Source organism: Vibrio sp. Isolate30 (assembly GCF_022397975.1).
Classification (GTDB): domain Bacteria; phylum Pseudomonadota; class Gammaproteobacteria; order Enterobacterales; family Vibrionaceae; genus Vibrio; species Vibrio fortis.
The window spans coordinates 646,437-658,436 of record NZ_JAKEUS010000001.1 but is presented as its reverse complement, the minus strand read 5'-3'; the positions used below and the strand labels follow the sequence as shown (position 1 = coordinate 658,436).

Genomic DNA, 12,000 nt, shown 5'->3' with positions numbered 1-12,000 from the left:
TGCATTATTGTTGGCATACGTTAAAATTAACGGTAATCTTAGCGGCCGCAAAACTAAGGACCTTCTATGAACTTCGCTATCGAATACACATCGGCTTACTACTCCCACCTAGAAATCACTCCTAGAAAAAAAGTGGTAAAACATAGCCTTGTATCCGTCGCAAGCGGATTAGTTTTGATTAAGATTGGTAAACAGGAACACGCAATTGAGCCAGGCCAGAGCCTTTGGATCCCGTTTGATTGCTTAACTTCCCTCACCTACTTTCCAAACACGCGAATCGCACGCGTCGACTTTTCAGTGCGCCTAACCGATGCCTTCCCTAAGCAAGCGGGCTACGTTAACCAAACGCCATTGTCTCAAGCGCTGCTCGATAAACTGGCAACGTTGGCTGTTAAAAACAAAGATACTAACAACGCATCCCCTACCTTCAAAGAGCTGCTAGCGGTCGTTAAGCAAGAGGTGTTGACCTTTAAGCCACTGCTGTGTGAAAGCGAATTATCTCAGCGCTTCAATAGCTGGAATATTGAAGACTCGCCGCTTTCTCAAGAACAGACGCTTGTGATGGTAATGCGTGAAGCGAAAAAGCGCATGCAATCTGGCCAGAAGAAAGAGAAAGTGATCGATGAGTTGTTCTCAGGTCAAACCGAAGAATTTGAGCAGCTGTGTATGCTTGTGTTTGGCGATACGCTATAAACTGAAACAATTAGCCAGAACAACAAAAAGCCGCGAACACAATGAGTGTCGCGGCTTTTTTAATTCGAATTGATTTTCTACAGCCTATATCTTGCTTGAGATGCGCTATGTTAGAACGGGAACTCGATCTGCATCATCATGTCGGCTTCCCTGGCATCGTGCCAACGATAATCGAAACGCATACGAGGCTCACCCACTGACTTCTCACCAAAGCCAATACTCAACTGCAAGCCATGGTTTAGGATCCACTCTTCTGTGGTCATGTCGTACTTTTTGTCTTCGAGATCTTCAGGGAACCACATACCCAAACCAACATAATTTGAGCTAATACTTTGGGTGATGATAGGTGAGTCTTTAGTTTTCAGTACCCAATCAGACCAGTAGTCATTTGTAGATGCTTCCGTTTCATCGCTGAAACCACTCAGGCTCAGCATTCGTTGACTGAAAGATTCAAGGCTGTCTGAAAAGTTGAGGCATGTTGTCTGCTCATCTGAGTCAAACATGATCGAGTCTAGGCTGAATAGATCACACTCAGCATGCGCGTGCAGGCTGAAGGTAACGACGAAGCTTGTCGTTAAGAGTGCTCTTTTTAGCATAGTGCTCTGACCTCTTAGGATTAAGGACTACATTGTCTTATACAGCCCGCCGTCTTGCAAGATATTTGTAACTGACTTTGTACTCAAATTTGTAAAGTCATCACCATTTGTTATCGCTTTGCGGATATCGGTGCTACGAACCTTTACTTTTTCTGGGCAAGCCATCACAGACCAACGCTCAGTGATCTCGTCTGACTTATAAAAAGACGAGAACTTAAAGAAGTTATCCGGCCCGATGACAAAAGTTATATCGGCCGTTGGATGAGATTCTTGAAGCTTTTCTAATACCGCGTACGTTGTGACGCTCTCACCGGGGGTGTACAAACTTTGCTCTACTAAAGATAGTTCAACTTGCTCAATAGCCAAGTCATTGATAAATGCCTCAACAAGCTGACATCGAATATCATAGTCCAACATGGTTTTCCCCCATGCGTGGGCAATGCTGGGTACCAATAAAATTCGGTCGAAGTGCACCAAAGATTCAATGACACTTTTATGCCCTAAACTTGGTGGGTTAAACGCACTACCAAAAACCGCTATTTTTTCCATCGCTTGTTGCTGCCTTCTTTTATCTCACTGTGTAAAGAGGTTTTTATCTCTCTTGATTTCGGTATGATAACACTAGATTTCAATTTGCTTGCAGGAAAGGAATACGAATGGAACAGTTAATTCGTGATGAAATGCGCGTTCTCCCATCAATTGACGCTCAATTTGAAGTAGATCGTCGCGTAGAGTTCATCAAAACCAAATTACAACAATCAGGATGTAAGTCGCTTGTACTGGGTATCAGCGGTGGTGTTGACTCAACAACATGTGGACGTCTCGCTCAGCTAGCAGTAGACAGCCTTAACGAATCAAGCAACAGCAACGATTACCAGTTTATTGCAGTTCGCCTACCTTACGGTGAGCAAAAAGACGAAGATGAAGCGCAGCTAGCTCTCTCTTTCATCCAGCCATCTCAATCTGTTTCAGTAAACATTAAATCGGGCGTTGATGGCCTGCATGCTGCGTCTCATGTTGCGCTTGAAGGCACAGGTCTACTCCCAACAGATTCAGCTAAGATTGACTTTGTGAAAGGCAACGTAAAAGCGCGTGCTCGTATGATTGCTCAATACGAAATTGCGGGCTATGTAGGTGGCTTGGTCATCGGTACTGACCACTCAGCAGAAAACATCACAGGTTTCTACACTAAGCATGGTGATGGCGCATGTGACCTTGCACCACTGTTTGGCCTAAGCAAGCGCCAAGTTCGTGAACTTGCAGCGACACTGGGTGCACCAGAGCTGCTGGTTAAGAAGGTACCGACAGCTGATCTAGAAGAACTCGATCCACAAAAAGCGGACGAAGATGCACTTAACCTAACTTACGACCAAATTGATGACTTCCTTGAAGGCAAAGAAGTATCTAAAGAGGTTTCTGATCGTCTAGTAAGCATCTACCAAGCGACCCAGCACAAACGTCAACCGATCCCAACGATCTACGACTAAACTCTGGCTACTGGCGTAATAAATCGCGCACCTATAAAACACGAGATTAGCTAAGCAAAAGGCCGACGGTGAGTTCACCGTCGGCCTTTTCATTTCGTTTTGTTACTATTTCGTTTTATTACTAACGTCTACTGGCCTTTCTCGGCTAAGCCATCAACTTAATCGACAACTTCAATATCAGTTTGTGGTACACAGCAACACGCCAATACTTGCCCCATGTTACGCTCATGATCTTGCAGCGCTGGAACATCAGGTTGATGCACTTGCCCCGACTCTAGAGTCACCTTACATGCCCCGCAGAATCCAGCTCGACAGCTTGACGCAATTGAAACACCCGCGGCTTCTGCTTGGTCAAGCAGAGTACCTTGGTTGTTGCCTTCAAACAGGTAACCATTCACACTCAACTGTAGGGTTTTCACCGCTTCTTCAGTCGCTTGATTAACACCAAATGCTTCTTGATGGTAATGCTGTGGGTTCAATCCCATTTGAATCAGCATCTTTTTGGCGTTCTCCATGAAACCGTCTGGGCCACACACAAATGCTTGGCGTCGATGAAGATCGTCGATTTTCGCGATGTGAGAAACACTCAAGCGCCCAGACAATCCTTGCCAATCTTTGGCAGGCTGACTTAGTGAGTAAATCACTTTCAGGCCTGGATGCTTATCGGCAATCTCTTGAATCTCTTGTTGATAAGGAATGTCCAACTCACTGCTGCATTGATGATAGAACACCACATCGTCCACTTGGTTGTGGTCAGAAAGGTAACGCAGCATCGAAAGCATAGGCGTGACACCGCTGCCCGCAGAAAGCAGCAATAGTGGGTGACTTGGATTCTCTTCGAGATAGAAAGCGCCGTCTGGGTTTTGCGCCACTAGCATATCTCCGACCTGGAAATGATCATTTAACCAGTTTGAGATTCGACCATCATCGACACGTTTCACCGAGATAGCGAGACGACCCGCTCGTGATGGACTAGAAGACAACGTATAGCGACGCGAAACTTTTTCGCCATCGATAGTCATTTCAATCGGAAGATGCTGACCCGGCTGATAACTAGGTAAGACCTTGTCACCTTTCGCAGGCTCTAACCAAAATGTGGTGAAGTCTCGTGCGATCTCTTCACGTTCAACACATGTTAAGTGCAGTGACTCAACCCACGTATCTTCATACTGTTCTTTAGGCTTGGTCTCAAGCACTTCAATCTTATCGCCTGCTTTAATCACACCTTCATTTTTCGCGACAAGATTCTGGCCAAAGAAAACGCCCCCAGTCTCATCAGCTCGGAATTGAGAGAAGGTATTCAGTGGCTCCTTAGAAGGTCGAAACTCACCTTTATCCACATCAACCGTGGTTAAGATGCAGCGCTGGCAAGGCTTCACCGCTTCAAACTCGACTTCACCGATTCGAATTCGTTTCCAACCATCTTCTCCAAAGGCTTCCGTATTCGACACCACTAAGTTAGTGCGAAATTGGTCCATGGTATGTAGCTCTGGGCTACGGCGGTTTAGCTCTTCTAATGATGCTTCGCTAATAATAAGAAGCGGGTAACCATCGGCAAAGCTTACGTTATGACCAAGTTTCTCACGCACACGGTTAGACTGCTCACCAGTAAACAGTAACTCGACACGTTGTCCAAGAACGTCGCTGAACCAATCATCAGCAGCATCATTTGTGGTGTAAGCCATGAAATTGTCTTTCCAAACCGTTGCCGGTGTCTCCTGCATTTTGAACTCGCTGTATTTCAAACGCAGAGCAGGCCTACCCTCACAAGTGAAAATCAAGCCATCAGGTTGCAAACTAGATGACACTTTCACCATTTGTGGGTACTTACGAGCCGTCACCATTGATCCATCTGCCAACGCCAACATAAAACGTCGGTCAAAACTCAGACCTTGTTTCTCTACCCATGCACTTGATAGTGAAATCCCGCCAACTGATTTAACAGGGTAAACATTCACCTGCGAGAGATAAGGACTTTGCACTTCCGAGGACTTTGACATAACGACTCCAATGTTATTAGATTTTTAACAATGCTAACAAATGCACATAGTTTTAGGAACTGACTCGCACTAAACACTTGATACTCAGCTATTATATTGAGAAGTGAGCTAAATATACTTTTAACCATTGGTCGTGTTATAAAAATAGAGACCTTGCAGCTTCAGAGTAACCTGCAAGGTGAGACCTCTAGAACTTCATTGAATAAAAAGGAATTATCATGAATAAACTACTCGTCATCATCCTATGTGTTCTTCTTCCACCGCTAGGTGTGTTTGTCGCGCGCGGCGCAGGCAAAGACCTCTTGATCAACATTGTGCTTACGATTTTCTTCTGGGTGCCGGGGATGATCCATGGGTTATGGGTTGCGACTCGATAATCGAACATATTTAATACAATTATTACTTTTAGTCTTAGAGATCGAAGCTTCTACCAATGAAGTAGCAAAAACAGGATGAAATAAAACGGCTTTTCCACTATCATCCTGTCGCCTAAACGTAAGCGATTGCTTTCACAGATTTCGCTTCGTTTAGGCTCCAACTACATAACATTTCAATTGGTGGGAGCTTTCAATGACACAACTTACGATTACTCGTCCTGACGACTGGCACGTTCATCTACGCGATGGCGAAGTTCTGAAAGATACAGTTCGCGATATCAGCCGTTACAATGGTCGAGCGTTAATCATGCCAAACACTGTCCCACCTGTAACTGATACAGAAATGGCGCTGGCTTACCGTGAGCGTATCATGGCAGAAAAGCCAAGTGAGCAATTCGAGCCACTGATGGCACTTTACCTAACCGACAACACCACTCCTGACGAAATTCGCAAAGCGAAAGCATCAGGTGCCGTTGTTGCTGCGAAACTTTACCCAGCTGGCGCAACAACAAACTCTGATTCAGGTGTGACGTCTGCGAAGAACATCTACCACGTACTAGAAACAATGCAAGAAGTCGGCATGTTACTGCTTGTACACGGTGAAGTGACGACTCACGACGTTGATATTTTTGACCGTGAGAAAGAGTTCCTAGACACAGTATTGGCACCTATCGTCAATGACTTCCCGAATCTTAAGATTGTCCTAGAGCACATCACAACGGCTGATGCTGCAACATTCGTGAAGAACGCCAACGAAAACGTTGCTGCAACCATCACAGCACACCACCTACTCTACAACCGCAACCACATGTTGGTTGGTGGCATCAAACCACACTTCTACTGCCTACCTATTCTTAAGCGCAACACCCACCAGCAAGCGCTCATTGAAGCAGCAACAAGCGGTAGCAAGAAGTTCTTCCTAGGTACAGACTCAGCTCCTCACGCAAAAGGCGCGAAGGAATCAGCATGTGGCTGTGCGGGTTCATACACAGCACACGCTGCAGTAGAGCTTTATGCAGAGGTATTTGAGCAAGAAGGTAAGCTTGAAAACCTAGAAGCATTTGCAAGCCACAACGGCCCAGACTTCTACGGTGTACCTCGCAACACTGACACCGTAACTCTTACTAAAGAGGAGTGGAACGTGGCAGAAACGATGCCGTTTGGTTCAGACATCGTTGTGCCAATCCGTGGCGGTGAGACGATTGCTTGGACAGTAAAGTAATCACCTCGACGTCTATCCCCACCCAAAGGGACGACTAAAAAAGAATCAAAAATGCCGCTAACTTTCTGTCAGCGGCATTTTTATTGAAGCTAGATTAGACTGGTCTAGATACGACTAAGTAACCGACCTACCCATTCAATTTGGCCATATTCAATCAAATCGAATGCAGTAAAAAATATCGCACATATAACCGCAAGCTTTAAAAGACGAATAAGAATTAGCATCATATTTCCTTTGGGAATCACTCCCTTTCCAAACTCTGCGGGTAGAATAAGCCTTTTATGTCAATTGTTCATCAACATCCTTCTAATTGATTGTTTTACTGCTTATTGCACTTTATCCTCCACACATACTTAGCTCAATTAATAGGACATGGATATGCACACCTCTTCAACTTACCCTATCGGTATTGCTGGACAAAAATGGGGCGAAGCTGAACGTCGACAATGGCGTGAAAGCCAAACAATCAAGCGTGAATATCAACAAGAAGTCGTGCCAAAAATCAAAGCTCTGGCTGAGCGTTTCGACTTAGAGCAATACGGCGCACTCAGCTATGACGAAACGCGTTTCCCTCTATTCGCAATCAAGACCAAAGCTTGGGATGAGAACAAGCCAACAGTATTAGTGACAGGTGGTGTTCATGGTTACGAAACCAGCGGTGTTCATGGCGCGCTGAAGTTCGCAGATACACAAGCAGAACACTACAGCCAGTACTTCAACATCGTTATTGCACCTTGTGTGAGCCCATGGGGCTACGAAGTGATTAACCGTTGGAATCCAAACGCTGTCGATCCAAACCGCTCTTTCTACGACAATACGCCAGCAGAAGAGTCAGCGAACTTGCGCGCACTCGTTGCTTCGCTTCCACAAGAAGTACTGATGCACATTGATCTTCATGAAACAACAGACTCTGATGAGACCGAGTTCCGCCCTGCTCTAGCTGCGCGCGATGGCCTTGAATACATCGAAGGTATGATTCCAGATGGCTTCTACACAGTGGGTGACACAGAAAACCCGCAGCCTGACTTCCAAGCAGCAGTTATCGCTTCTGTAGAGAAAGTTACACACATCGCGCCTGCGGATGCCGACGGTAAGATCATCGGTTCAGAGGTGACTCAATACGGCGTGATCAACTACCCAATGAAAGAGCTTGGTCTATGTGGCGGCGTAACCAACTGCAAGTACGGTACAACAACCGAGGTTTACCCAGATAGTGACAAAGTGACTGACGAAGAGTGTAATGATGCTCAAGTTGCGGCAATTGTGGGTGGCTTGGAGTATGTGATTAAGCATGAGCTAAGCGCTTAACGTACCCTATAAATAAAAGAGCGACTCGCATCAGATGCTGTCGCTCTTTTTTGTATCTGCTATTCAGGATTATGCCTTATCGCTAAAGTCACCTTACAGTGCGAAACTAAAACCTAGGCTGTAATCATCGCCGTTTTTTGCTGTGTACTCTTTGTCTTCACTGCACGCAGTTGGTCGGCCTTTCTCATCACCTTGTACCAAGCTAACCCAGTGTCTGATGCCTGAAGAGTAGCTCTCTTCCGTTTGACCAAATGTGGTGCATGTTTCTAGCTGAATATCTTCGATATTTACAAGTTCTAGACGACCAGTGCCGGCACGAGCACCAATGGTAACCTCTACGTGTGTGCCGCTTTCGTCACGGAACAGGATTGCTGAAGGCTTAGATTTGTCGCCTGCGTAAGCCACAAAGTGCTTCGCTCTTTTCAGGCCAGTGTGTTCACCATTCTTAAAGTAAACTTGCACGTGACGGTAATCGATCTCATAGCTAACTGCATCTTCATGCGAACCACTCTCTAGAGGGAAAAGCGTGTCTAGCAGTTGCTTCGCCATGCGTTGCTTTTCCATCTGTTTATCCGCTTTAACCATTTCGACAGCAAAGACAGCTTCAGCGATAAAGGTAGAATGGTTTCTGTGAAGTTCTGTTTTATCCAATGTAAGCATGTTCATAGTCTTTCCCTCGTACGGCTTTAAATTCCATCTAGATCAAAAAGCTTAATCGACCCGTTTTTAATTGATTATTGCGTTGTGTTTTGCAGTAACTAAAGACTACATCGATTTTAGAAACAATTTCACAACAAAAACTTCACAGTGTTAATTTTACAGATTTTGTCAATTTTACAGCGCGAGATCATCCTAATCAGAGAACCTAAAACTGATTCAAAACCCTTCCTATATCACTGAAATTAAAAACAAAAAAAGCCGCACTAATAAGTGCGGCACCTTGGGCTTGGTAAATAACAGGGATTTTACAGTTTCACTTTTTTTGTGAAATTCGTTTTATTAGATTTCTGTTATCTGGTCGATTCCTTTAACTTCAAGCGCATCGCGTGAAGGACAGGTTCAGTGTAACCACTCGGCTGAGCACAACCTTCAAAAACCAACTGACAAGCAGCTGAGAACGCAATGCTGTTTTCAAAATCATCCGCCATGTTGCGGTAATTTGGATCACCTGCGTTTTGCTCATCAACCACTGCAGCCATGCGCTTCATTGTGGCCATCACTTGCGCCTCATCACAGATACCGTGACGAATCCAGTTTGCAATGTGCTGACTTGAGATACGCAGTGTTGCACGGTCTTCCATCAAGCCAACATCGTTGATGTCTGGCACCTTAGAACAACCAACACCTTGGTCAATCCAGCGAACTACGTAACCCAAAATACCTTGGGTGTTGTTGTCCAGTTCGTTTTGGATATCTTGAGCAGTCAGCTTTTGGTTACCTAGTAATGGAATCGTTAGGATGTCGTCGACATTCGCTCTTACACGCTCACGGAGTTCTTTTTGACGACTCGGTACGCTCACTTGGTGGTAATGAAGTGCATGCAGTGTTGCTGCAGTCGGTGATGGAACCCATGCTGTGTTCGCACCCGCTTTAGGATGACCTAATTTAGCTTCCATCATCTTGGCCATGTTGTCTGGCTCTGGCCACATGCCTTTACCAATTTGCGCCTTGCCTTGTAGGCCACACGCTAAACCGAGATCGACGTTTTGATCTTCGTACGCGCCAATCCAAGTCATGGTTTTCAATTGTGCTTTTGGAGCAAATGGGCCTGCTTCCATACTAGTGTGGATCTCATCACCGGTGCGATCTAGGAAACCAGTATTGATGAACACCACACGGTCTTTCGCGGCGCGGATACACTCTTTCAAGTTAACCGAGGTACGGCGCTCCTCATCCATAATGCCCACTTTAATCGTGAAACGCTCAAGACCTAGGGCATCTTCAATTCGACCAAACAACTCATTGGTAAACGCCACCTCTTCAGGGCCATGCATCTTAGGTTTTACGATGTTAATGCTATTGGCAGTCGAGTTTTGGTATGGGCTGTTGCCCTTCAAATCATGCATTGCGATAAGCGAAGTAATCATGCCATCCATGATGCCTTCTGGTACTTCATTACCGTTTTCGTCGATGATTGCTGGGTTAGTCATTAGGTGCCCAACATTACGCACAAACAGCATGCTTCGGCCTTTCAAAGAGATCTCACCACCGCTGACACTTGTGTATTGGCGATCTGGGTTTAGGCTACGAACTATTGTCTTTCCATTCTTTTCCAGTGACTCTTGCAAGTCACCTTTCATCAAGCCTAACCAGTTTCGATAAGCTAGCGCTTTGTCTTCACCATCTACCGCTGCAACGGAGTCTTCACAGTCCATAATGGTTGTAAGTGCGGCTTCTACCAGAACGTCTTTAACACCAGCGGCATCGACACTGCCGATAGGGGCGCTTGGGTCGATTTGGATTTCGATATGTAAATTATTGTGCTTAAGAAGAATACAAGAAGGAGCGCTTGCATCGCCTCGGTAGCCGATAAATTGCCCCTGTTCGATAAGCGTAACTTCTTCGCCGTTTTCTAGGGTCGCGGTCAGCGTATTGCCAATGCTGACATTACTGATGCTGTATTTGGTGACGTCTTTGTGGGATACGCCATTAAGTGGTGCCGCTTCGTCTAGAAATTCACGAGCATAAGCGACTACTTTTGCGCCGCGTACTGGATTGAAACTGCCGCCTTTCTCTGCACCATCGTCTTCACTGATGACGTCTGTGCCATAAAGGGCATCGTACAAACTGCCCCAACGAGCATTTGCCGCATTAAGCGCAAAACGTGCGTTCATAATAGGCACAACCAATTGTGGGCCCGCTTGAGTCGCGATCTCTGGCTCTACGCTCGCTGTGGTAACTTCAAAATCGTCACCTTCTGGTACTAGGTAACCAATCTGCTGCAAGAACTCTTTGTACTCAACTGGATCCAACGTTTGACCCGCACGCTCTTGGTGCCACACATCAATTTGATGCTGCAAGTCTTCTCGCTTGATCAATAGCTCTCTGTTTTTTGGGGCAAGGTCTTTGAGGATATCAGCAAATGATTGCCAAAAATCTTCGGCATTAATACCGGTTCCCGGAATGACCTGTTCATTAATTAACTGGTAGAGGGTGCTATCAATGTTCAAGCTTCCCTGTTGAATACGACTGCTCATAAAATCTCTCTCAAATTAACCGATGACTACTTAATAAACTACGTAACTGACCAAAATTTAGCTAATTTATGCCATTTATAGTGAATATTCATAGAAAAAATACCCGTATAACGGGCTATCCTGTTACGCCGCTCTCTATCTCACTCGCGACACTTTTAATCAAACGACGCATCCACTGATGGTCGGGATTACTCTGTAATAATGGACTCCATGCCATCTTCACTTCGAAAGGTTCGATAGCAAATGGCGCAGGCTTGATCAGCAAATTGGGGTTGTTTCTTTGTAGCTGAGCTGCCTTTGTTGGAATCGTCAGAATCAGATTTTTTTGTTGGGCGAAGAGAATCGCGGATAAATAATGTCGCGTAAACACGGTAATGTTTCTCGTTTTACCGATGCGCATCAGTGCCTCATCTATCCACCCTAATTTCTGTGCTTCACTTGGGTTGATCCCGACCCCGGTACCCATTCCTGTTTTGCTTACCCAAATATGCTGAGCTTTTAAATACGACAAAAGGCTAAAGTCATCGGCAATTGGGTTGTCACAACTGAACAAACAGGAGAACCCGTCGTGCCAAAGGCTCATCTGATGGAACGACTGAGGGATGTTGTCAAAACGGTTGATAATAATATCAACGGTGCCCTGCTCTACGTCCTGATAACTCACGTCACTGGGCGTCATAATATCAAGACGAATCTTCGGCGCGATCTCACTCAGCCTTCTTAATAATGGCTGAATAATGGTCGATTCTGCGTAGTCGCTCGCCATGATTCGAAACACGCGTTCGCTGTCCTCCGCCCGAAATTCGGTGGTTGGCTGCAATGTCTTCTCTACATTAGCCAAAATATTTCGAATCAATGGCTGAAGCTTTTGAGCGCGCTCTGTGGGTATCATCCCTTCACTGGTTCTCACCAATAATGGGTCCTCTAAAAGATCGCGTAATCGACGAAGTCCATTACTCATGGCTGGCTGAGTAATACCCAATTGTTTGGCTGCGCGAGTTACATTTCGCTCTCGCAATAACATGTCTAAATACACAAGTAGATTAAGGTCTATACGAGCAATATTCATATAAAAAATACCGAATATAATAACTATAAATTAACAAAATTATCACATGTG

Annotated in this window: 11 protein-coding genes; 5 read left to right on the top strand and 6 right to left on the bottom strand. The window is 45.4% G+C overall.

Annotated elements, in window-relative coordinates; all coding sequences use genetic code 11:
* Positions 1-66 precede the first annotated feature (66 nt).
* Positions 67-693 (top strand): AraC family transcriptional regulator, encoded by a 627-nt coding sequence (locus tag L1D60_RS02900; RefSeq protein ID WP_239839660.1) that lies wholly within the window; start codon positions 67-69, stop codon positions 691-693.
* A gap of 110 nt (positions 694-803) precedes the next feature.
* Here the strand turns inward: L1D60_RS02900 and L1D60_RS02895 are convergent, their stop codons facing one another.
* Both L1D60_RS02895 and L1D60_RS02890 read right to left on the bottom strand, forming a co-directional pair.
* On the bottom strand, positions 804-1,289 hold the full coding sequence (locus tag L1D60_RS02895) for a hypothetical protein (RefSeq protein ID WP_239839659.1): 486 nt from the start codon (positions 1,287-1,289) through the stop codon (positions 804-806).
* Positions 1,290-1,316: 27 nt separating this feature from the next.
* Positions 1,317-1,838, bottom strand: a complete 522-nt coding sequence (locus L1D60_RS02890; RefSeq protein WP_239839658.1) for a nicotinate-nicotinamide nucleotide adenylyltransferase — start codon at positions 1,836-1,838, stop codon at positions 1,317-1,319.
* Positions 1,839-1,945: 107 nt separating this feature from the next.
* Between L1D60_RS02890 and nadE the strand changes: the two genes are divergently transcribed.
* The gene (gene nadE / locus L1D60_RS02885) at positions 1,946-2,776 is read left to right on the top strand and encodes an ammonia-dependent NAD(+) synthetase (protein ID WP_239839657.1); all 831 of its coding nucleotides are present in this window, start codon (positions 1,946-1,948) and stop codon (positions 2,774-2,776) included.
* A 158-nt stretch (positions 2,777-2,934) separates the two neighbouring features.
* On the opposite strand, the gene L1D60_RS02880 is transcribed toward nadE, so the two are convergent.
* Positions 2,935-4,776: a hybrid-cluster NAD(P)-dependent oxidoreductase gene (locus L1D60_RS02880; RefSeq protein ID WP_239839656.1), complete on the bottom strand. Its 1,842-nt coding sequence runs from the start codon at positions 4,774-4,776 to the stop codon at positions 2,935-2,937.
* A gap of 218 nt (positions 4,777-4,994) precedes the next feature.
* Here L1D60_RS02880 and L1D60_RS02875 point away from each other — a divergent pair, with 218 nt between their 5' ends.
* The 3 genes from L1D60_RS02875 (at position 4,995) to L1D60_RS02865 (ending at position 7,683) form a co-directional block, all read left to right on the top strand.
* A complete protein-coding gene (locus L1D60_RS02875; protein ID WP_032550463.1) occupies positions 4,995-5,153 on the top strand; it encodes a YqaE/Pmp3 family membrane protein in 159 nt (52 codons plus the stop codon).
* A gap of 193 nt (positions 5,154-5,346) precedes the next feature.
* Positions 5,347-6,375, top strand: coding sequence for a dihydroorotase (gene pyrC, locus L1D60_RS02870; RefSeq protein ID WP_239839655.1), 1,029 nt, complete (start codon positions 5,347-5,349; stop codon positions 6,373-6,375).
* A 378-nt stretch (positions 6,376-6,753) separates the two neighbouring features.
* Positions 6,754-7,683, top strand: a complete 930-nt coding sequence (locus L1D60_RS02865; RefSeq protein ID WP_239839654.1) for a M14 family metallocarboxypeptidase — start codon at positions 6,754-6,756, stop codon at positions 7,681-7,683.
* Positions 7,684-7,776: 93 nt separating this feature from the next.
* Here the strand turns inward: L1D60_RS02865 and L1D60_RS02860 are convergent, their stop codons facing one another.
* The 3 genes from L1D60_RS02860 to L1D60_RS02850 form a co-directional block, all read right to left on the bottom strand.
* Positions 7,777-8,349, bottom strand: a complete 573-nt coding sequence (locus tag L1D60_RS02860; RefSeq protein WP_032550467.1) for a malate synthase — start codon at positions 8,347-8,349, stop codon at positions 7,777-7,779.
* Positions 8,350-8,693: 344 nt separating this feature from the next.
* Positions 8,694-10,880 (bottom strand): malate synthase G, encoded by a 2,187-nt coding sequence (locus L1D60_RS02855; RefSeq protein ID WP_239839653.1) that lies wholly within the window; start codon positions 10,878-10,880, stop codon positions 8,694-8,696.
* 115 nt (positions 10,881-10,995) lie between these two features.
* Complete coding sequence (locus tag L1D60_RS02850) at positions 10,996-11,949, bottom strand: LysR family transcriptional regulator (RefSeq protein WP_239839652.1); 954 nt, start codon at positions 11,947-11,949, stop codon at positions 10,996-10,998.
* Between the last annotated feature and the right edge of the window lie 51 nt (positions 11,950-12,000).